This is a genomic window from Bacillus sp. M13(2017) (assembly GCF_002218325.1).
In the GTDB taxonomy this organism is placed as follows: Bacteria; Bacillota; Bacilli; order Bacillales; family Bacillaceae_G; genus Bacillus_A; species Bacillus_A thuringiensis_K.
Genome location: NZ_KZ268513.1, coordinates 62,274 through 82,784 on the forward strand (window position 1 = coordinate 62,274; position 20,511 = coordinate 82,784).

A 20,511-nucleotide genomic window follows, 5' to 3' on the forward strand; every position below is an offset into this window, starting at 1 on the left:
AGGATCTTTCCTTTTAATATTGCTTTATCAAATTCACGGGCGAGGCAACTACCTTACTACTTTTCACATCATATAATCCTATAGGTGTTACTCGTACAAAAGGCAAGTGCGTCGCAGAAAAGAATAAAATTGTAAATGCTGGATCATCATACGCGTAGCCACGCTCTTGTAGTAATTTCACCATCTGTTTCTCTTCCTGTATTAATTCTCTCATTTTTAAATTAGACATAATCCCGAGCAATGGTAATGCTATTTCGTGTAACACTTCATTGTTTTCTGCTATGACCATTCCACCACCGAGCTCTTTTACTCTACGAAAAGCTGTAAGCATATCTTCTTTTCTTTTTCCTATAAGAATGATGTCACCTGTACCAGAATAAGAGCTAGCAAGCCCACCTAGTTCTTTTGCAAAACCTTTCACAGCTGTATTCACTTGCCAACCGCCATCACGAGCAATCATCATAAGGAAACATTCATCATGATCTGTGGACAATTCATCACAGTCTATATTGATTTCACTAGTGTATGGTTTTGTAATAACGTTATTTAATAAGTGTATCCCCGTTTTATTAGAGAAAATCATATCCTCTTTTTCTATTGACCAATCTAGTGATAATGGAGTTACTTTATGTTTACTCCAGTCTATATGTAATGCCTCATGTGTATTTACACCGTCACGCTTCACCCATTTCCCCTTTGCAATTACACTTATTGGAACCGGGTTTTCTTTACTTTCCAAAATATTAATATTAGCAATTCTACCTGTCGCAATTGAACCATGTAGATGTTCCATATTGTAATAACGAGCGATATTATAGCTTGCCATATGATAAGCATCTATTATTAGCACTCCTTGTTTTATCGCGGTAGCTATCATTACATTTGTCATTCCATTTTCATAGAACGAAGGATGTGAACCGTCTGTCGTAAGAATAAATCTATCAAACTGCTTTACTCCTAGTTCCAGCAATTCTTTCAGTAACACTTCTAAATCTGGACGGATTGAAGAATTTCTTAGGGAAACCGTGTAACCTTGCATAAGACGAGCAAAAGCTTCCTGTCCTGTCATCGCCTCATGATCACAATCTGTACCTAACAGTTTTAACTTTGCTAAAGTCGTTTCAGATGCTCCTGGAAAATGTCCTTCTACTTTTTTATGTAATCGTTTCGTTTCCTGCACCAAATGTAGCATTTCATCATCGCCATGTAATAACTTTGGCCACGCTGTTAGCTCACCGCCTTGAAGAACTGCTTTATGCTTTAGCCACTCTATTATTTCTTCACAATTAAATAAAGATTCCCCGTTTTGCAATTCAGTCTGTCCATCAAAACGACACCACCAATACATACTTGCTGGAATCTTTTCAAATTCATCTAATAAACAAAATGCTTCTTCACGTTGTAATGTGAAAAATAAAGTTAAATTATCATTAATAAAAGTAGTCGTCCCAAATTGCATCGCATAATTCGCTAACGTTTCTGGATTATATAATTGATACGGATGTGCATGCGGTTCTATGTAACCGGGTACGACATACTTTCCTTCACAATCAATGACTTCGCATCCTTGTAGTTGCACTGGTAGTTTTTCTCCTACATAAATAATGCGATCATCATAGATCCAAATATGTGCTTGCATCCACTCACGTATATAGGAATTTAAATAAGTTGCATTTTTCAATAAAATGTGTGGACTTCTTGTGCCGTCTATTACTTCAACATGTTCTCTTAATTGCTTGTTACTCCATCTAAACTGATTTTCTCCCAATGAATTTCACTCCACATCTAGTTACATTATTTATTAAAATAAAAATAATTAACAAACTAAAGTATTATCCATTCATAACTGCCCTGTATAACCCCTATCCCCTTCATTATATGGAATGATTGTAAAAATAACAATTTTCAGAATCAAAAACACACCTCTTTGCTCAACAATAAAAAAGGATGTCGTGTAACTGACATCCTTTTTATTGTTGAATTACACTTGATGTCATACTAGGAATGCTAATACTGTCCTTTACAACAGAATGCTATTCGCTTTCTTTTCATCTATTTCTTAAATTCAATTTGCATCATTTTATTAAACTGCGGAACAATATCGACCCCACCTATAGAGTTGAGACTGATAGCCAATGTATGTTTGCCTCCAATTACTCCCCCAGCAAAAGTTGTAAATCCAGGAATTCCTCCTCCATGCCCCCAAACTGAAACACCGTTTGGAAGTTTAGTCTCATAGATTCCAAGACCGTATGCGTCACCAACCCCTTTTCCTTCTATAGGAACTGTAGTAAGCATTTCTTTTAGCTCGCGTTCCTTCAGTAACTTACCACCGAGTAAAGATGAAAAGAACTTATTTAAATCATCCGCATTAGAAATCATATCTCCAGCTGCATTAGCTAAACTCGGATTATAATAAGTAATATCTTTCAACTCGCCTGTTCCTTCCATTTTCACATATCCACGAGCATGATTCTTTCCTGGGATGACGGGTGAATTTCCTGGTAAAAACGTATTTGATAGGTCCAAAGGTTCAATAATTCGCTTTTCGATTTCTTCCGCATAACTATTTCCAGTTATTTTTTCAATAAGCATTCCTAGTATTACGTATCCTGTGTTTGAATACAACCAGTCTTTACCCGGTGAGAAATCTGGGGGCAGCGAAAGGCCTATTTTCACTATTTCTTCTGCTGTATACGTTTTTTTCGAATTCATTATGTCCGCGTCTTTTGACTTTAAGTATTCAGCGATACCACTCGTATGATTCAAAAGTTGTCGTATCGTAATTTGATTACCATCATACCCATTTCCTTGCACAAGACCCGGTAGCCACTTTTCAATTGGATCGTCAAGTTGTAAGCGATTTTCTCCTACTAATTGAAGAATAGTCGTGGCAGTAAACGACTTCGTCACACTACCAATCCGAAAGCGATAATCCGAATTCACCGGTTTCTTTGTACTTAAGTCCGCCACGCCAGCAGTAAAACTACTAGTTTTTCCGTTATTAGACGCCTTAGCTAATATTCCTACAGCACCAAGCTGTACTGTTTCCTGCATTACTTGTTTCCAGCCATTACGATTCTTTTGATCATGTACTTGTGACGAACTAGAAATATTTTGAGTTGACTCTGCAGTCACAGTAAAACCAGGTGTGAATAGAGCAGTACCCGCTAATAAAACTGCAAAACTTGCTAACTTAATTGAATTACATTTTTTCATAAGGCTTTCTCTCCTCCATTAATATCGGATTGATTCAAGCTATACTTTCATCCTATATGATAAATCTCTCTTTTTTCTTATCCATTCCTTACGAAATACTTACTTTCAAAATTTGGCGACCAGATGAGAAAAAATTATGTATGGAAATAAAAAAAGAACGTGTTTTCATTTATAAACACGTTCTTTTAAGCACTCTATTAACTTTTACCATCCTGCACTAGCGTTCATACCATTTCCTATAATAGTAAGAAGTAGTGGCCACAGTACTGGTACTAACGTAAGAAATAGATTAAACAGTATAAGTATTCTATATCTTCCAGGAATATTATAATTTTTACGATTAACAAATAATACAAAAACTAACAATATTATGGTCGTTACAAACAAAAGTAACACTAACAACCAATACCAAACCATTAAACTGAGACTCCATGGCTGTAATAGCTCGTGTACAATACCAAAGGTGATTCCCAATACTGCAAAACTAAAGGTAGTAATTGTTGCTTTGATAAACAATTTACTCGTTTTTTTATCGTATGTATACTTACAATATAAATCTATTATCGTGTATAAAGATAAAAATGCCATTAATACACCTATCCAAGACAATAACCAGTCTCCGCCTCCTCTAACTACCATAAACAGAAACCAACACATCCCTGCTGCAGAAAAAATAAAGGAAAGGAGTATGTTTTTCAATACCGGTTTCATTCTGTTTTCACACCCTTACAAAAATTTAAAAATAAATAATAATTTCTTATTTACATGCTACTAGTAATTGTTTTATCTCTTTTTCATTCTATATTGATGTAGTGAAGATAACTCCACAAAAAATGTAACGAGCAATACTCTATTAAGACAAACCATTTCCATTAGTATTGATATAAAAAAGTAAGTATACATTACCATATAATTAAATATAAGTAAATAAAATTAATTATATGGTAATTTTATTTACTTATATTAATGTCACCCTTTACCGTCTCGCTCTATCCATCGTACAGTCTTCTCTACATCTAAATCCGTATACGTCTTTTCACCATAACGAACAGACTCATATATCGAAATAATATCTCTCGTTCTACAAATTCTCGTTAACCATTGTTGCATCGTTTCATAAGACCTTCTTTGTTCGTGAAATGGTAATGTTCTTTCCCATTCAACTAACGTTTTCCTTATCGTATCTTTAGGTAACGGCTGTTCAAACTGATGCTTCACTTTCTTGTTCTTTTCGGTTCTATCCGTATTTTCCTTTGTTATCGATTGTTTATCCTGTTCTATTTCTAATTTTGTTACCTTTTTCCTCATTAATTTATAAAAAGCATATAGAATAACTAATGCAATAATTACATAAAAAACGACACTAATCCATGCATTTGAAAGAACAGAAAACACATCAGTCCATGAATTTTTTCGTACAAAAAGTGGAATTTCCCTATATATTTTTGTTCTTGTATCTACAACTCCTATTTCTTCATCTATAATTCTTTCAGGTTCATCAAACTGTGCGTCTACACTAGTAAAATCATAATTTCTTTCCGATATTGTCTCCGTCTTACTAGAAAAAAGCCCATTTACTATGTCTTGTACATGCACAACACCTTGTGATAACGTTATCGCACTAACCGTAAAGAAAAGTAGTATTAATACTCTAACACTCCACAACTTTACTTTCACATGTCTCTCTTTATTAGCCATGACATAAACCCCTTCTTATTCTTTAATTACGACCCATTTATTCGTTCTACTGTATTTCCTTGGGGAAGTACCAAGAATTAAAGGAACCGCATCTAATTCCTTTCGCCGAAATCCAGCTGTGTAAAAATAAGAAGAAGTTATAGGTGTATCTTGATCCGATATTGAGGCAAGTACCTTTAATACATTTTGCAAATGTTTCCGGTTATCTCCATTTTTTATATGTAGCAAACCATTATCTTTCACACTATTAATCCATACTTCAAACGAACAGTTTTGCATAAGAAGTTGTTTACATATGCCTGCTGTTAATTCAATTAATTCTTCTATATCATTTCGCAATGAAACGCCACTTTTATTTTGCAAATTGAGATAAATCGCATATTTATCTGATTGTGTTCGCTCGTACTTTTTCGCAGTTATCGTCCCTGTTTTCGCCGTTGCACTCCAGTGGATGGAACGAAAATCTTCATTTTCATAAGACTTTACTCCCATTACTTTCGTTTCATCATATAAGGGTGAAGACATCGCTTTTCGAAATCCTCGTGACCATTCTTGTAATTCAGGAACTTGTATTTTCGGAACAGCTGGTAAGACTAAATAAGAGGGCGTATCAACTTGTTTATATGTTATATGGTTCGTTATAAATCCAAAGAGATCAGTAATAACAATTTCAACTTCTTCCCATTTCGCGATACCTCTTTTTAACGCTACAGCTTGCAAATCAAATGAAACTGACTCCCTTCCTTTTAAATTAAAATTCATATAATAATTTGAACCTGTACTATGATTTTTGTTTATTTCATCATGATTCCAAGTTAGCTTATTTTCACATTTAAATCGAAATACGATATTAAGAATAGGAAATATCGACTTGTTTGAAATTTTCATTTTGCACATATTCGTTTCACCTATAAAAACGTTCGAATTCCCTTGACTGTATTCCCATTCAACACGAGATACTTTACGTATATATACATGCATAGCACCTATTAAAATTACATATAAAAATACGAGAGATAAAAACAGTAGATTACTTGAAAATACACTTAAAATAACGGCTACAACTGACATAACCCCCATTACGAAAGGCTCCGCTAAAGGTGTATACACAAGCTGTTGATTCATCGTACATTCTCCACTGGCACACTAATCGTATGAAGAATTTCTTTCATAATTTGTTCTTTCGTCGTTTTCATCTCTCCCTCAATCGTTAACGTTAAACGATGAGCACAAACGGATGCAGCGAGCGTCTTAATATCATCTGGCGTACAGTAATCTCTTTCATTTAATATTGCCCGTGCTTGAATTGCTCTCATAAATGCCAACGTTCCCCGAGGGCTTACACCAATTTCAATTAACTCATGGTTACGAGTTGCTTCAATAATTTCAAGGAGATAATCTTGCACATCATTCCCTACTAACACTTCTCTTGCACGCTTTTGCATCGTAATAATTTCTTCACTTGAAATAATAGAATGTAACGTTTCTAATGGATCATTCATTTGAAACCGATTCATCATTTCCTTTTCAGCTTCTCTCGTAGGATAACCTTGGCGTATTGTGAGTAAAAACCGGTCTAACTGAGCATCTGGTAACGGAAATGTGCCGGCTGATTCGAGTGGATTTTGCGTTGCTATAACTAAAAAAGGTTCTGGTAATGAATGTGTCTGTTTCGCAATTGTAACAGTACGCTCTTCCATAACCTCAAGTAACGAAGATTGTGTTCTCGGTACAGCTCGATTAATTTCATCCACTAATACGATATTTGCAAAAATAGGACCTAACCTCGTTTTAAAATCCGATTCCTTCACATCAAAATATTCAAGACCAATAACATCTCCAGGCAAAGTATCCGCTGTAAATTGTATTCTTTGAAATTTAGCGTCCACACTTTTAGCCAAGCTTTTCGCTAACGTTGTTTTTCCTGTCCCAGGTACATCTTCTAATAAAATATGCCCCCTTGCTATAAGAGCTATAGCTGCCAGTTCAATCGATTCATCTTTTCCTATAATAACTTTCGAAATATTATTAGTAATCTTCTTTAATGTACTCATATAGTATCTACCACCTTTAAATTATCTAAAAATTAAGAATATATTTTTTCCAAATTATAACATGTAATTCGAAGATGAAATAGAGTGAAAATGAATCTTTTATTTTTTCTTCATTGCACGCAAAAAAGCACCTATTGTCGTATATTGACAATAAGGTGCTTAACTCACGTAATTTTCATATTGGGTATTTAACACCTTATATACATTCACTATCTTTCTATTTCACTCCAAATATCAATATCACTTTCATTTAAAATCGATTTAATTTCGTCTTTCTCAAAAACTACTAAATAATTATACGGTAAAGCTAGTACTTGAATAATTGCAGGTTTCATTTTTAATAATTCGTAGGCGTATATGGTCTCTAATTCTCCTGATACTTCTTCATTAATAGGACCTATATACCAACCCGAATCACCTTTATCACAACCACTAAATCTTTGTAAATAAAGCCCTTCTTGTTGCAACACATTTTTCGCTATCCCAACCTCTCTAGCTGCAGCAATATTGTCTTCCTGCTCTTGTAAGTTCAATTGTTGTTCTTGCAAAGTAAATTGTTTCATCTTGGTTTGCCAGCTTGTACTTCTATAATCTCTTGAGTTCGTCTCATTGTTTCTTTAAAGAATCGACATTGATTTCTATTAGATATCCTAAGTACACTCATACTCTCATCTGCCTCTTATTCTTGCAACCAATTTCGTGCCACTGATGAACACCCTTTACAGGTGTTAAAAACATAGAAAAACCTTGAAAAGCATATATGCCAATCAAGGTCTCAGTTTATATACCACCTATTATTTACATATTCCACTTTCCCATACTCTTTTTCCGTCAGTTAAAAACACTGCACTTGGCGGATCATCATAGAGAGAAATTTCAACCAATGAACTTTTTTCTTGTATCAACCAATTATATACAATACCTTCGTTAGTAGAAGGTTGAGATAAAATATGATTTACTTGAAATGCTGTTGCATAATATTCTGCGTATGCGGGGTCATCATCATCTAATCCATTGTCTGTCTCATAAAATGTGTCTGTTTTGCCTATAATTCTCAACCCACTGTTCCACTCTAATATGATTTCTACACCTTCATGCTCTGTTAATGTTTTAAATAAAGAATCTGCTTCCATAGACATCCTCTTTCTTAATTTTATTCTGATGGTTTTGCTGGTACTATATGGGCACCATCTTTTCCATAATGTATCATTCCTCTATTAGTCTCTATATATTGTCCGGTCACAGTGTCATAGTATTTACCTATTGGTTTACCAAAGTCCACTCTTTCTTTATTTTTGGTAACAGTGGTTCCTTTTCCGGCAAACTTATCAAGCAATTCTTGCGCTATTTTATTATCACCATAGAAAATGCTCTTATTTTTTCCATTTGCTAATTCTTGTTTATAGTTCGGTGTATCAGGAATATGCTTTTCTTGAGCTCCTGCTTTCACTTTTATTGGATAACCATTTACTTCACGGTATGGACCTTTAGGTACAGAATCTTTTCCATAAGAAGGTATTCGATTACTCGCACCCTTACCCCCCACCAGAAGACTGAATTTTTTGAATAGTACCCTTAGTATTTTGAATCGATTTATCCCATACAAATCCACCATGTGCAAAAAGACTAGCCCCAGCAGCTGTTGCTGCTATATCTAATGGAATAACAATTGGTGACGCTAACCCGCCAGTTCCTACTTCTGCCACGATAGTTAAGAAATTAGATCCACCTATGAGCGAAATACCTTCAAACATTTCTACAATGGACCCGACTATTTAATAATATTGCCCTGTTTTTTTTAATGTTTTTTGACATTGAAAAACAAACTATATACCTGCAATTGAAGCCTATGTGCATATTCTGTTAGCTTTAATTCATAAAAATAATTTCGATAAATTTATAGCTTACCTTTCAATTAAAAAAGCACTTATTGTCTCAAATAGACAACCAAGTGCTTTAAGTTCATATGTTTTTAAGTAGCATAAATTTGTAAATTTTTGCCCATTCCAAGTCTTTAATATTCGTCGTACAGTAAAATGTCATCTCGCCTAAGCTCGTAATTCTTTTTCTATTCTCTCATTGCACACAGTACTCCACGATGGTACAACCATCATGATCTATGAATTTCAAGAAAGTATCATTATATCCCATGGTTCTATGCTTAAGCACACCAACTATTCCTTTAATTTAAGGATTTTCTATATAACTTTCTGCAATATCAATATCATTTGTCATTTCTAATTCTGGAAATTTCCCATCTAATTTTCTTAAGCAATTAATTAGTTCTTTACTTTGTATAATTTCTACTATATCTTCCAAAACTTCACTTATCCAATATAACTCTTCTTTACTACAGTTCTCTAAATATCTTATAGTATTTTCCTCATTTTCTGAGAGAACTTCTATTATTTCATTCCAACTTTTTTGTATCCCATAGTCATCATTCAAATTTAATTTTTTTCTTTCATTTAATATAACTTCCATTTTATTTGCTATATCCATATTAATCCTCCAAACTCTATCTACGGTTGTTTAGTCGCATCTGGAAAAATAGTCCCTATCTCTCCATTTGTTTTTATAACTCCAACCCTAACCCCATTATACTCTGCAAAAATAGCCACACCATTTTCTGTATTCGCAAATCCGGGCAATTCAGCAATCTTAGCACCTGCTGCTGTAATATCAGACTCTGTCCAGCTTTCTGGAAACCATGATTGATTGGAACCTGTTCTTTTTGCTTTCACCTTGTGTCCAGGCACATTACCTACCCTAACACCATTTTCGTATACTTTATTTATATTATAATCTACATTATTTTTTTCTAAAAATTCAATATTACTTTGTCCATGTCCTCCACCCTTCATTTTTGAAATATCTCCTGTTTTAGGATGTGTTGTAAAGTCACCTACATTTGAATGTTTAATGCTACTTTCGGGTATATTAACCTTGTTAGCCCGACTAGTTCCATTACTGAATCCACCTTCTTTAGACTTCGCAAACTTATAATAAGCTTCTATTAATTCGCCTTGAGGTATTTTGGTTACAATAGTTCCACCAACACTAGAGAGTGCATAGGAAGCCTCTCTCTTAAATGATTGTAACATTTCAAGCGTAGGCTTCAATTCTTTTGCTAGTTTTACTGCATTAGCAAATGTACTTAATCCACTTGATGCTTTTGCTCCTTTTGTGATATGGCCTACTTTATTTAGTCCCCTATCGCCTAATATTGTGGTAGCTATTTGTGTTAATCCATAGGTAGTCAATTCTGTACGACTCTCTGCATCTCCCTCTATCATATCTCGTTTTATTTTATTTGAAAATGCATGCCACATATTTTTTGCAGTTTCATCCAAATGGAAAAGTGCATAGGTTACATTAATAAAAGTTTCTATGTCCATATTACTTAAAGCTATTGCGGACTCGATTTCATCACCAACAGCTTTCCCCGATCCTCTTTGAATAGCTTCCCACATCTTTTTCGCTGTTTCAAACGTGCCAACTATACTGTCTGTCGCATCGTCCCAAGCATTTCTAACCGGAGATTTCTCCTCAATTATGTTATTTGTTTCTATATCTTTAATTGACTGATCGTTTTTTCGAGCTGTTTCTTCTATAATCTCCTGAATCGAACTCACCCAATCCATATTCAACCCTTGTGTACTAAACGTCCCACTCACAGGACTAAATCCTTTCCCGCTTTGCACTTCAGCGAGTCCGGCTGTGATGCTAGCTGCTAATTGGAGAGCGGTGTTGTAGTTGTTGCTGGATGAATGATTGAATTCATATAGACGCTCTAGTTTTTCTTCTAGTTTTTTTCTCATTGCAATTAAGACTGCAATAATTGCGTATACTCCAGGCATTGGTGTAAGTACTTCTATTGCTTCTATACTTGCAATGGATTGATTGATTTCTTGTATTTGTTGTCTTATTTCATGTTCGATAACATCTGTTGAAGCAACTTTTGCTTGAAAATCGTTTGGAAATGCTTCGTTTTGGCGAATTAATTCTTCACATAAGCGTATGATTCCTTGCGCTAATGGCCGAAATGTTTGGACAAGGTAGGCTTTTGCACTACTGTATGTTTGTCCTTGTAATACTGTGTCTATCGCAAAGGCATCAATAGATTGAATGACTTGTTCCATACTTTGAATCGTAGCATTACATATAGCGTTCATACTTTGAGTTTGACTTTGTACTTCTCCCAAATACATGTTTAAACTCATGTATTGGCCTCCCTTTGTAGTTGCTGCTGTTCATAGGAAAGGTCGTTTTCTTTCTCACTGAGATGCCGTTTTTCTTTAAGCAACGTCTCTTTTTCAATTTCTAATTCGAATGTAAGTTTTCTTTCATACTGTCCGATTTCTTGCCGCATATTCGTAAAAAGGTGAAACACTTCTTTGTCGCCGTGCCAAGTTTCTAGTATTCGGTTAAATAAACGATTACTTCTATTTTTCCATTCATGAAAACTAGCCTCAGCTCGTTCTTGATTTTGCAGCGCGATTCGGTTTTCATTTTGTTCTTCAAATATAATTCGTAATTTTTGATTACATTGATTGATTCTCGTTTCAATTTCTTGACTCATCTTTTCTCCCTACCTTTTCCCCTTTACGTAGGTTGTTACATTATTGAAAAGTCTTTTGAAGTCCTGTATCCATTTTCTCAAATTCATTTGCTACGGAATGGATATTATCAATTGTTTGTTGAAAAGCATTACAAAATTGTTTCGTGATCTGTAAATTTTGTTGATTTGCTTCTTGTGCTTGGAAGTTCACAGATAGTGTAGTACGCGTTGCCTTATTTATAGAGCGACTAGTAGCACTTTGCATTCTATCTGAAGCAGTTCTCATTTTCGTTGCAAGTTGTGTTGCCGTATGCAAATTACTTTGAAATTCTCCCATTACTTACTCCCCTCTACCTTTTATTTACAAGAAAATTATAACACGGAAAAATATCCCAATAAACCGAATGTTCGAATTTAACATACAATTCACCGCAGTTACTGAGGATACGAGCAACGCTTATCTATCAACATAACTGAGTCCAAGATGGATTCTACTTATACAAAAAAGATGACTTCAGCCATATGCTAAAGTCATCTTTTTCTACCTTATTATTTTACTAATTCTCCATTATAAGCTTTTATATTAAGCGGAGCAGTTAAAAATTGTGCTGCTTTACTAACGAAAGATGTGAAGTGTTCACTCGTATTATGGCTCGCAACTGCTGCTTCATCTTTCCATACTTCTACCATCGTATAAACACTTTCTTTTTCTGTATCTTTATATAAGTCATAAGATACATTTCCACTTTCTTCTCTTGAACCATGAATGAGTGGCTGAATTTCTTCTAAAAATGCTTGTTGTTTCGCTGGATCTACTTGAAATATTGCGTGAATAATAATCATGGTGTTTCCCCTCTCATCTTTCACTTATTGAAGTTCTTTTATAAAATTATTTCCACTCTGCAACTTTTTCAATTGGAAGACGTACTGATTGGTAACCACTGTCTGCAGCTTTCCCGATTGAAATTAACATAACTGGTACGTAGCGTTCTTTATCTAGTCCAAATGCTTCTGCAATTTGGTCTTTTTCAAATCCACCAATTGGACAAGTATCATAACCGTGCGCACGAGCTGCTAGCATAAATTGCATTGCTACAAGACCACCGTCAATTAATACCGTATCTTTCATTACTTCTGGTGTAACCATTGAGAAGTAAGCTGAAAGTTTTTTCATTTGGTCTTCTTTTACTTCTGCTGGCATTAAACCACGCTCTACTGCTGTACCGTAAATTTCTTCTGCGTTATCAAAGTTGTTTAAATCACCAAATAAAGCAATCATTGCTGAAGATGTTTCTACTTGAGATTGATTGAATTTCGCAAGTGGCGCAAGTGTTGCTTTCGCTTCATCACTTTCAATCACTACGAATCTCCATGGTTGCATGTTTACTGAAGATGGTGCAAGTGTTGCTTCTGTAAGAATTTCTGTCATTTCTTCTTTGCTAATTTTCACTGAAGGGTCGTACTTACGAATTGAACGACGTCCTGTTAAAATTTCGTTAAAATCATTTGTTTTTACTGAGTTAGTCATAGTTGTATTCTCCCTTTTTTATAATTCTTTTATATTTTCTTGAATGTGATTTAACATATTTAAAAGATTATCGCGTTCTTCCTCACTTAATCCTTTAAATGCAGATGCTGCAAAACGTTCTTTTTCCTCTTGAAACGCTTGAATTTTATTTCGTCCCTCTTCAGTAAGAGAAACTAACGTAATTCTGTTATCTTCTGGATTTTTACGTCTTACAATCATTTCATTGGCCTCAAGCTGCTTTAAATGCCTTGTTATCGCAGCATTATCAATATTCACTTCTTGCTGAAGTGCTTTTTGACTAATTTCACCTACTTCAAATAATTGAAGTATAAGCTCTAATCGAGACTGGCTCATACCCGTACACCCTTCAAATTTCGAACTTACTTCTTTATTTAGAAAGTGTAATTTATATAAAATAATCGCTTCTTTTGAGCATGAACTTGTCAAATTAACCCTCCTTTACAATCAAAATAAAAATGTTTGATGTATCAATAGTTGATATGTCAATTAATATAATCTATATCGATTTAGAATGCAAGCATTTTGTTTTTATTTTATTTTTTCCAAATTAAGGCGCTTTGTAGCGTTACAAATAATGTTAATTGCACTATAATAATACTAATTTAAAGAACTGGAGAGTGATTGATAATGCGGCAATATACAAATAGAAATGAGGAATTGAAAATGGAAAATGAAATGAGGATATTCACAAATGACAACAATAAATATAGGGATTGTCGCGCACGTAGACGCTGGCAAGACGAGTTTGACTGAGCGTATTCTTTATGAAACGAATGTGATTAAAGAAATTGGCCGAGTAGATAGTGGTAATACACAAACTGACTCAATGGAATTAGAAAGACAACGCGGAATTACGATTAAAGCATCTGTCGTTTCTTTCTTTATTGATGATGTAAAAGTAAATGTCATTGATACACCTGGACACGCTGATTTTATCGCTGAAGTGGAGCGATCATTCCGCGTTCTAGACGGTGCGATTTTAGTTATCTCTGCCGTTGAAGGTGTGCAAGCACAAACAAAAATTTTAATGCGAACATTACAGAAACTAAACATACCGACTATTTTATTCGTTAATAAAATTGATCGTAGTGGCGCAAACAGTGAAAAAGTTATGAAACAAATAAAAGAGGTTCTTTCAAATGAAGCATTCCCCTTCTACTCTGTTCTAAACGAAGGAACGAAAGAAGCCCGGATCATTGAATACAAATCATATGACGATTGTATGGAACTGTTAGCACCATTTAATGAATCGTTACTTGAATCATATGTAATTAACGAAATAATACCGGACGCACTATTAAGAGAAAAACTAGAACAGCAAATACAGCAAGCGAATGTGTATCCAATCTTTTTCGGTTCAGCAATGACTGGTATGGGCGTAACAGAACTTCTTGAAAAACTTCCGGCTCTCATTCCAGCTCATACATCGGTACAAAATGAAACATTATCTGGCGTTGTTTTTAAAATTGAACGTGAATCTTCCGGTGAAAAAATTACTTACGTGAGAGTTTTTTCTGGTAGTTTACACGTTAGAAAATATGTTGATATACAGCGCTGTAAATCTCTATCCCATAAAGAAAAGATTAAAAAACTGTGCCTATTTCATAATGGAGATGCCGTTCAAACTACTACCGTTCCTAGTAGTGAATTTTGTAAAGTGTGGGGACTGAATGATATTAAAATTGGTGATATTATTGGTGAACGTACGGATTATATAAAAGATATTCACTTTGCCGAACCACAAATGGAAGCTTCCATTGATGCAGTATCAAAAGAAAGAATTCATGATTTATACGCTGCACTTATGGAGCTATGTGAAGAAGATCCACTTATTAAAGTGTGGAAAGATGATGTTCATAATGAACTATATATTCGCCTTTTCGGTGAAGTACAGAAAGAAGTAATTGAAACGACTCTTTTTGAAAAATATAATTTGCAGGTTACTTTTTCAAATACGCGAGTTGTATGTATTGAAAAGCCAATTGGCATTGGGCATTCCGTTGAAGTCATGGGTGAAAAAGCCAATCCATTTTACGCAACAGTCGGATTCAAAGTTGAACGTGGTGAACTTAATTGCGGCATAACATATAAATTAGGTGTTGAGCTCGGCTCACTACCTTTAGCATTCCATAAAGCGATTGAAGATACGGTATTTCAAACGTTAAAACAAGGATTATATGGATGGGAAGTTACAGATATTATCGTCACGTTAACACATACTGGTTATGCTAGTCCTGTTACAACAGCGAGTGACTTTAGAAATTTAACACCGATCGTATTAATGGATGCTTTAAAGCAAGCTGAAACACATGTATATGAACCAATAAACGAGTTTGAATTAACTGTACCGGAGCACGCAATTAGTACCGCGATGTATAAGCTCGCTGCCGTTCCAGCAACTTTTAGAGAGCCTATATTGAATAATAACTCTTACCAGTTAACAGGATCATTACCTGTTGCAAAAACAGAGAATTTTAAACGAATGCTACATTCATTTACAGAAGGAGACGGCATATTTACAACGAAGCCAGCTGGTTTCACAAAGCTTATGGCTCCCTTCCCTACTCGAAAACGTGTTGATTATAATCCGCTGAACCGTAAGGATTATTTACTTCATGTTTTGAAGGCTTATTAAAGTAAAAGAGGTGCAATTCGCACCTCTTTTGCATGTATTAATAGGTTAGTTTGTCCTAACAACTTCTTTAAGTTCTCCTATTATTTTCGCTATAGCCTCAATTGAATTTTCCGTTTCATATCCCCCAACATTTACAGAATGATTTGCATTTTTGACAACTTCAATCTGTAAATTCGTTTTATATAACTGATCAATTTGATCTGCATTGTATTGGTGATCTTTATCCCCAATAACTAAAAAACCTTCGTGTCGACTATGTAAGATAGAATCAAAAATTGTATCAAACGTCAGTAAAGGTGTAAGTAGTATCATTTTTGACTGCGCGAATTCTTCTCTCTTCATTAAATCATTTGCAATCGGAATTGTTCCGAGTGACTTCCCTAAAAACATAGTCTCGTTGTATTGCTCATCTTTTAATACTTCATTTATTACAGGATTAATATCATCCATCATTACTTTCGTTACTTCTTCCATTGTTTTATTCATTACTTGTTCGTCATAAGAATAATGAATATGTACTACATCTATTTTATTTTCGAGCATAAGCATCGTCGCATAATAAAATAACGGTTTATCGTAATTGTATCCTGAACCGGAGAACATAAAGCAAATCCTACTAGAACCTTTTTCGATATGTGTGTAACGAATTACTTTATCATCTATATGTATTTCTTTTTTAGTCCCCTTCACCCTTTTCCCCTCCGAATACATTTAATTTTGTAAAACGATATGTTCTGTATGAACTGCTATATCCTTTACTTTCTCTTTTATAAATGCAGGCTGTAAATTATATGCATGTAACTCTTCTACCGGCACCCACTTAAAGAAATACGTTCTACCTTCTTCTTCCAAAATATATTGATCCGCTCCATTTGCAGGTAACTCATGTAGCTCTACTTCATAATAAAAACTAATTTCATGAAACTTTCGCTCAGAAAGTGTAAAGAAATTTTCTACTGACCATATTAATCTTTTCCCTTTCATAGGAACACCTAATTCTTCTGCAAGTTCTCGTTTTAACGTATCTTCACTATTTTCTAGCATTTTCACTCTTCCGCCTGGTACATACCAATAATCTTCCCCTTTGTTTTGAAGAATAAGTATTTTATTATCCTGTTTACAAATTGCTCCAACGCGGTAATTAAAACATGTTTCCTCTACTTTAAACGTAAGATCCATCCGTAATGCCCCCTCATATAAATATCGAATTATTACAAAACAATTATGTAATTACTGTACAAATAAGGTTACTAAATTTATTCACTTCATTCAATCATTTTCGAATTTTCTAAACTCTTATTTTTCATCATTACAAGTGTATATACATATGTTACAATCACATTGCACACTAGAAAACATTATGGGGGTACGGATGGAAACGTTATTAATCCAGCAAACTGAGAAATCAAATAAGTTTTGGAAAATCGTTGTGAAAGAAAAGGACTATGTTGTGTTTTACGGAAAAATTGGCACAGCTGGCAGTGTGAAAGCGAAAGAGTTTGAAACAGAAGAAGAATGTATGAAAGAAGCTAATAAACTAGTTGCTTCCAAACGTAAAAAAGGATATACAGACCCGTTGCCTAGGGAAGATTACATAAAAGAAAAAACGATAACCGAAGAAGAATTTTGGGAACTACTTCATCATGCAAAAACGAAAGGTGAGGACCAAGAAGAACAAATAGAATGGCTTACTTCTCACCTTGCTAAACGTACAGTACATGAAATTGTAGCATTTGATACGCATATGCATCGTCTTTTGAAAGACTCCTATACCTCCCGTTTATGGGCAGCAGCCTATATTATTATGGGTGGCTGTTCAGATGATACTTTCGATTACTTCCGCGGATGGTTATTATATCAAGGAAAAGAGACATACGAAGCTTGTATTGAAGATCCAGAACGATTAATTCCTGTATTAGAAAACTTGAGTGAGTATGACGTCCCAGAGATTGAAGAACTTTCTTTATATTTCGGTTTCACTGTATATGCAGAAAAAACTGGTGACGAAGATGATACTTACTTTACACTTTACCATGTCTTATCTAATGAAGAATTCGACGATGTAGATTTTGAATTTGACTGGAATGAAGACGATGAAGAAGGTTTAAAAAAGATGTTTCCTAAGCTATGGGAGATGTATGGGGAAGAACCGATTGAGTAGTAGATTAATTATTCGTGAACAAGCGCCTTGTTTCTTTAGTAACAAGGCACTTTTTTTGATACTATATTTAAATTATTATCTTCCCACTCTCCCACCACTCCATAAAAGTCTTTAAAGAAGGAGCAACCCACGTTCTACTATCATTTTCATGATTCCATACATATATATCATCTCTTTGCACTATTCCATTCAAAATGGAATAGCCAAACAAATCACCATTTCCGCCATCAGCAAAAAATAATAAACAGCCAAAAGGCATATATAGATCCTTAAAATCAGCTATATTTCTCATATTCATATTTTCAGTTTTAATTTTTGAAGCAGACCATATAAAGTCCCCGTACTCACCTTCTATACCGTTTGTTTCTTGTAATAATTGATATAAACCATTCGGTAACTCCACATATAAACATTGTTGTATATCAGTAAGTTCCTCCTTCGTAGCCGAATTTTTTAAGCTTAAGTTTGATGAGATACTGTGAATGGTGTCTTTCCACATCACCTTTTCTCCTCCTTATGTGCAATCAAGTATATTCAAAGGACTCCGCTAAATTTATTGATACCATCTTTCTAACAATTCCTTCTCCCTCTCCCCTGAAATACCTGCTTTTAATTCCCATTCGTCTGTACTCTTCATCCACTCATACACGTCTGTAACTGTCTCTTCTATTTTTCTAAAAGTAAGTCCTTCTTTAACAGCATTCTCGATACTTATAGAAAACCCACCTTTCCACGGCTTCGTCTCACCTTCTAATGAAAAAGTTTCTGGAAGCCATAGTGGCATCTCTGTCCAAGGCTGTACTTTATGTCCATTCATAAACGATTCATCTACCCAAACGAATTCAGCATCACTATTCATAACCTTTTTACACGTATTTAATAGCTCTTCCATCGTCAAATCATAATTTGGACCTGTTACATTGAATGTACCTACATTTTTATTTTCTGCCATGTTTAGTCCCCAGTTTGCGACGTCTTTTATATCAACTATCTGCACTGGACGGTCTTTTCTTCCTGGAACTAACACTTTACCTCCTTTTGCTACACGCCCGATCCAATATGGAAGTCGATCTGTATAATCAAACATTCCTGAAAGAAGTCCTGCTCTTACGTGTACAACACGCCCTGGCCAATATTTCTCTGCTTCTTTTTCACATAATACTTTTAGTGCACCATAATGCTCATAATGAGATATTTCACCATTCTCTACAGCCTTTATTTGCTCTTCCGTTGGTTCAGGTTGTAATATATAGTCTTCTTTTATGTCATGCGGGATCCAATCCTTATATACGGAAAGGCTTGAGATGAATATATAATGTTTTATATTATCTTTTAAGACATCTCCAATATTCCGAATGTGATGCGGAGAAAACCCACATGTATCCACGACAACATCCCATTTTCGATTTTCTAAACTTGATACATCACCATTTCTGTCACCGATAAGTTGCTCCACTTCAGGAAAAATTTCTTTGTTTGTTCCGCGGTTAAATAATGTAACTTCATGTCCTCTTTTTAATGCCTCTTCTACAAAAGCTCTTCCTAAAAATCGTGTACCGCTTAGAATTAATATTTTCATAGTTCTCCCCCATTCGTGATTAATAACCCTTCCTAATGTTTAACGATTTTTTATTGAGGAAAGTTACGGGGAGCATTTAAATTTTTCTACAAGTTCACCATTACTCTTTTAAAAGTATATACTCTTTAATTAATCTCCATCTATCCTTTGCTTCTGGCACAACTTCAGAAGCAATCGCCACCACCAGTTCCTTCTCTGGTACGCAGCAAATCATATTCCCACCATCGCCCATTGCACAGTATGAAAAAATTCTATCCTCTTCTCGTAACCACCATAAGTAACCATATTGATTTGGGTTCATTGTTGTCGATTCTTTTATCCATAATTTTAATAGTATTTGTTTTCCATTATGAATACCTTCATTCAAATACAGCTGTCCAAACTTAGCCATATCTTTAACTGTTAACGTTAGTCCCCAGCCGCCCGTCGAAATACCATTTGGATCATGAACCCATCCCTTTACATCTTTTCCGAATAAGTCATCAAATCCAAATGCTTTCATATTGTAGTTTGGAATTTCTCTCATGCCGAGTGGCTGAAATAAGTATTTATTCGCAAATTCACGGGCACTTTTTCCTGTTGCGCTCGTTATGATTGCTGATAGTAAATGAGCTCCTGCAGATGAGTATTTAAAAGATCCGATTTCTCCGCCTTTTCCTATCCTATTTAACGTATACTGTACCCAATCTTGTTGTGTACATAGTTCTTCTAACGGTTCCTGCCAGTCTACGAAAGGGTGTGGAACTGTCATCGTAAGAAGATGCCCTACTGTTATTTCAGATGAATGAACGTTGTATTTCGGGAAAAATTCTATTACTTTTTGATCAACACTTTTTATATAGCCCTTATCTATACATATCCCAATTAACGCAGAGATTATCGTTTTTGCAACTGACGCTATGTGAAATCCATCATCTGTACCGTGACCGTTATAATATTTTTCAAAAATAACATTACCTTTCTGCATTACTAACATACCGTTTATATTTTTATAGTCTTCTTTTATAATGGAATCTAACTTTTCAACGGTTTTCATCCTTCTTTCCCCCTCAATC

Annotated in this window: 22 protein-coding genes and 1 pseudogene; 2 read left to right on the top strand and 21 right to left on the bottom strand. The window is 34.8% G+C overall.

The features are described 5' to 3' along the window. Positions 1-13: 13 nt before the first annotated feature. The 16 genes and pseudogenes from CGQ22_RS24440 to CGQ22_RS24520 all read right to left on the bottom strand — a co-directional run bounded on the left by CGQ22_RS24440 (position 14) and on the right by CGQ22_RS24520 (position 13,507). Positions 14-1,768 (bottom strand): adenine deaminase C-terminal domain-containing protein, encoded by a 1,755-nt coding sequence (locus tag CGQ22_RS24440; RefSeq protein WP_089149475.1) that lies wholly within the window; start codon positions 1,766-1,768, stop codon positions 14-16. A 284-nt stretch (positions 1,769-2,052) separates the two neighbouring features. Next, positions 2,053-3,219 (bottom strand): serine hydrolase domain-containing protein, encoded by a 1,167-nt coding sequence (locus CGQ22_RS24445; protein ID WP_089149476.1) that lies wholly within the window; start codon positions 3,217-3,219, stop codon positions 2,053-2,055. 204 nt (positions 3,220-3,423) lie between these two features. After that, positions 3,424-3,930, bottom strand: a complete 507-nt coding sequence (locus CGQ22_RS24450; RefSeq protein WP_000805745.1) for a DUF3902 family protein — start codon at positions 3,928-3,930, stop codon at positions 3,424-3,426. Positions 3,931-4,188: 258 nt separating this feature from the next. Continuing rightward, entirely contained in the window at positions 4,189-4,917 is a 729-nt protein-coding gene (locus tag CGQ22_RS31680; protein ID WP_061884313.1) for a hypothetical protein, read from the bottom strand. A 15-nt stretch (positions 4,918-4,932) separates the two neighbouring features. Beyond that, positions 4,933-6,042 carry a DUF58 domain-containing protein gene (locus CGQ22_RS24460; protein WP_001075945.1) on the bottom strand — a complete coding sequence of 370 codons (1,110 nt, stop codon included), beginning with the start codon at positions 6,040-6,042 and terminating at the stop codon, positions 4,933-4,935. Further along, a complete protein-coding gene (locus CGQ22_RS24465) occupies positions 6,039-6,971 on the bottom strand; it encodes an AAA family ATPase (protein ID WP_000105661.1) in 933 nt (310 codons plus the stop codon). The genes CGQ22_RS24460 and CGQ22_RS24465 overlap by 4 nt, the downstream gene beginning before the upstream one ends. A gap of 209 nt (positions 6,972-7,180) precedes the next feature. Further along, on the bottom strand, positions 7,181-7,534 hold the full coding sequence (locus CGQ22_RS24470) for an immunity protein Imm33 domain-containing protein (protein WP_089149477.1): 354 nt from the start codon (positions 7,532-7,534) through the stop codon (positions 7,181-7,183). Between the two features lie 231 nt (positions 7,535-7,765). Beyond that, positions 7,766-8,104, bottom strand: coding sequence for a hypothetical protein (locus tag CGQ22_RS24475; protein WP_000387012.1), 339 nt, complete (start codon positions 8,102-8,104; stop codon positions 7,766-7,768). Positions 8,105-8,124: 20 nt separating this feature from the next. After that, positions 8,125-8,746, bottom strand: a pseudogene (locus CGQ22_RS31685) (polymorphic toxin type 50 domain-containing protein); the annotation flags it as partial. A 412-nt stretch (positions 8,747-9,158) separates the two neighbouring features. Next, on the bottom strand, positions 9,159-9,473 hold the full coding sequence (locus CGQ22_RS24490) for a hypothetical protein (RefSeq protein WP_000350220.1): 315 nt from the start codon (positions 9,471-9,473) through the stop codon (positions 9,159-9,161). A gap of 20 nt (positions 9,474-9,493) precedes the next feature. Next, a complete protein-coding gene (locus CGQ22_RS24495) occupies positions 9,494-11,194 on the bottom strand; it encodes an EndoU domain-containing protein (RefSeq protein ID WP_089149478.1) in 1,701 nt (566 codons plus the stop codon). Then, the gene (locus tag CGQ22_RS24500; protein WP_063536708.1) at positions 11,191-11,553 is read right to left on the bottom strand and encodes a DUF3958 family protein; all 363 of its coding nucleotides are present in this window, start codon (positions 11,551-11,553) and stop codon (positions 11,191-11,193) included. The genes CGQ22_RS24495 and CGQ22_RS24500 overlap by 4 nt, the downstream gene beginning before the upstream one ends. Positions 11,554-11,593: 40 nt before the next feature. Continuing rightward, complete coding sequence (locus CGQ22_RS24505) at positions 11,594-11,869, bottom strand: TIGR04197 family type VII secretion effector (RefSeq protein ID WP_089149479.1); 276 nt, start codon at positions 11,867-11,869, stop codon at positions 11,594-11,596. A gap of 212 nt (positions 11,870-12,081) precedes the next feature. Continuing rightward, positions 12,082-12,375 carry a putative quinol monooxygenase gene (locus CGQ22_RS24510; RefSeq protein WP_000583805.1) on the bottom strand — a complete coding sequence of 98 codons (294 nt, stop codon included), beginning with the start codon at positions 12,373-12,375 and terminating at the stop codon, positions 12,082-12,084. Between the two features lie 46 nt (positions 12,376-12,421). Then, positions 12,422-13,060 (bottom strand): nitroreductase family protein, encoded by a 639-nt coding sequence (locus CGQ22_RS24515; RefSeq protein ID WP_000185391.1) that lies wholly within the window; start codon positions 13,058-13,060, stop codon positions 12,422-12,424. Positions 13,061-13,078: 18 nt separating this feature from the next. Continuing rightward, a complete protein-coding gene (locus tag CGQ22_RS24520) occupies positions 13,079-13,507 on the bottom strand; it encodes a MarR family winged helix-turn-helix transcriptional regulator (protein WP_000204164.1) in 429 nt (142 codons plus the stop codon). Positions 13,508-13,772: 265 nt separating this feature from the next. On the opposite strand from CGQ22_RS24520, the gene CGQ22_RS24530 reads away from it, so the two are divergent. Then, on the top strand, positions 13,773-15,716 hold the full coding sequence (locus tag CGQ22_RS24530; protein WP_089149480.1) for an elongation factor G: 1,944 nt from the start codon (positions 13,773-13,775) through the stop codon (positions 15,714-15,716). A gap of 45 nt (positions 15,717-15,761) precedes the next feature. Here the strand turns inward: CGQ22_RS24530 and CGQ22_RS24535 are convergent, their stop codons facing one another. Both CGQ22_RS24535 and CGQ22_RS24540 read right to left on the bottom strand, forming a co-directional pair. Further along, positions 15,762-16,427: an alpha/beta family hydrolase gene (locus CGQ22_RS24535; RefSeq protein WP_129542616.1), complete on the bottom strand. Its 666-nt coding sequence runs from the start codon at positions 16,425-16,427 to the stop codon at positions 15,762-15,764. After that, a complete protein-coding gene (locus CGQ22_RS24540; RefSeq protein WP_000366248.1) occupies positions 16,428-16,895 on the bottom strand; it encodes an NUDIX hydrolase in 468 nt (155 codons plus the stop codon). Between the two features lie 193 nt (positions 16,896-17,088). On the opposite strand from CGQ22_RS24540, the gene CGQ22_RS24545 reads away from it, so the two are divergent. Next, positions 17,089-17,877: a DUF4240 domain-containing protein gene (locus tag CGQ22_RS24545; protein WP_089149481.1), complete on the top strand. Its 789-nt coding sequence runs from the start codon at positions 17,089-17,091 to the stop codon at positions 17,875-17,877. Between the two features lie 67 nt (positions 17,878-17,944). Here the strand turns inward: CGQ22_RS24545 and CGQ22_RS24550 are convergent, their stop codons facing one another. From CGQ22_RS24550 to CGQ22_RS24560, 3 genes are all read right to left on the bottom strand, one after another. Next, positions 17,945-18,376 (bottom strand): SMI1/KNR4 family protein, encoded by a 432-nt coding sequence (locus CGQ22_RS24550; RefSeq protein ID WP_089149482.1) that lies wholly within the window; start codon positions 18,374-18,376, stop codon positions 17,945-17,947. A 54-nt stretch (positions 18,377-18,430) separates the two neighbouring features. Then, the gene (locus CGQ22_RS24555) at positions 18,431-19,456 is read right to left on the bottom strand and encodes an SDR family oxidoreductase (protein WP_089149483.1); all 1,026 of its coding nucleotides are present in this window, start codon (positions 19,454-19,456) and stop codon (positions 18,431-18,433) included. Between the two features lie 100 nt (positions 19,457-19,556). After that, the gene (locus CGQ22_RS24560) at positions 19,557-20,492 is read right to left on the bottom strand and encodes a serine hydrolase domain-containing protein (protein WP_089149484.1); all 936 of its coding nucleotides are present in this window, start codon (positions 20,490-20,492) and stop codon (positions 19,557-19,559) included. Positions 20,493-20,511: the final 19 nt, after the last annotated feature.

Bases quoted from the DNA above. Each gene is read 5' to 3' on its own strand.
- CGQ22_RS24505 (WP_089149479.1), bottom strand. From the start codon at position 11,869: ATGGGAGAATTTCAAAGTAATTTGCATACGGCAACACAACTTGCAACG.
- CGQ22_RS24465 (WP_000105661.1), bottom strand. From the start codon at position 6,971: ATGAGTACATTAAAGAAGATTACTAATAATATTTCGAAAGTTATTATA.
- CGQ22_RS31680 (WP_061884313.1), bottom strand. From the start codon at position 4,917: ATGGCTAATAAAGAGAGACATGTGAAAGTAAAGTTGTGGAGTGTTAGA.
- CGQ22_RS24560 (WP_089149484.1), bottom strand. From the start codon at position 20,492: ATGAAAACCGTTGAAAAGTTAGATTCCATTATAAAAGAAGACTATAAA.
- CGQ22_RS24530 (WP_089149480.1), top strand. From the start codon at position 13,773: ATGACAACAATAAATATAGGGATTGTCGCGCACGTAGACGCTGGCAAG.
- CGQ22_RS24510 (WP_000583805.1), bottom strand. From the start codon at position 12,375: ATGATTATTATTCACGCAATATTTCAAGTAGATCCAGCGAAACAACAA.
- CGQ22_RS24550 (WP_089149482.1), bottom strand. From the start codon at position 18,376: ATGTGGAAAGACACCATTCACAGTATCTCATCAAACTTAAGCTTAAAA.
- CGQ22_RS24450 (WP_000805745.1), bottom strand. From the start codon at position 3,930: ATGAAACCGGTATTGAAAAACATACTCCTTTCCTTTATTTTTTCTGCA.
- CGQ22_RS24515 (WP_000185391.1), bottom strand. From the start codon at position 13,060: ATGACTAACTCAGTAAAAACAAATGATTTTAACGAAATTTTAACAGGA.
- CGQ22_RS24500 (WP_063536708.1), bottom strand. From the start codon at position 11,553: ATGAGTCAAGAAATTGAAACGAGAATCAATCAATGTAATCAAAAATTA.
- CGQ22_RS24535 (WP_129542616.1), bottom strand. From the start codon at position 16,427: ATGTATTCGGAGGGGAAAAGGGTGAAGGGGACTAAAAAAGAAATACAT.
- CGQ22_RS24470 (WP_089149477.1), bottom strand. From the start codon at position 7,534: ATGAAACAATTTACTTTGCAAGAACAACAATTGAACTTACAAGAGCAG.
- CGQ22_RS24555 (WP_089149483.1), bottom strand. From the start codon at position 19,456: ATGAAAATATTAATTCTAAGCGGTACACGATTTTTAGGAAGAGCTTTT.
- CGQ22_RS24540 (WP_000366248.1), bottom strand. From the start codon at position 16,895: ATGGATCTTACGTTTAAAGTAGAGGAAACATGTTTTAATTACCGCGTT.
- CGQ22_RS24460 (WP_001075945.1), bottom strand. From the start codon at position 6,042: ATGAATCAACAGCTTGTGTATACACCTTTAGCGGAGCCTTTCGTAATG.
- CGQ22_RS24445 (WP_089149476.1), bottom strand. From the start codon at position 3,219: ATGAAAAAATGTAATTCAATTAAGTTAGCAAGTTTTGCAGTTTTATTA.
- CGQ22_RS24545 (WP_089149481.1), top strand. From the start codon at position 17,089: ATGGAAACGTTATTAATCCAGCAAACTGAGAAATCAAATAAGTTTTGG.
- CGQ22_RS24495 (WP_089149478.1), bottom strand. From the start codon at position 11,194: ATGAGTTTAAACATGTATTTGGGAGAAGTACAAAGTCAAACTCAAAGT.
- CGQ22_RS24490 (WP_000350220.1), bottom strand. From the start codon at position 9,473: ATGGATATAGCAAATAAAATGGAAGTTATATTAAATGAAAGAAAAAAA.
- CGQ22_RS24475 (WP_000387012.1), bottom strand. From the start codon at position 8,104: ATGGAAGCAGATTCTTTATTTAAAACATTAACAGAGCATGAAGGTGTA.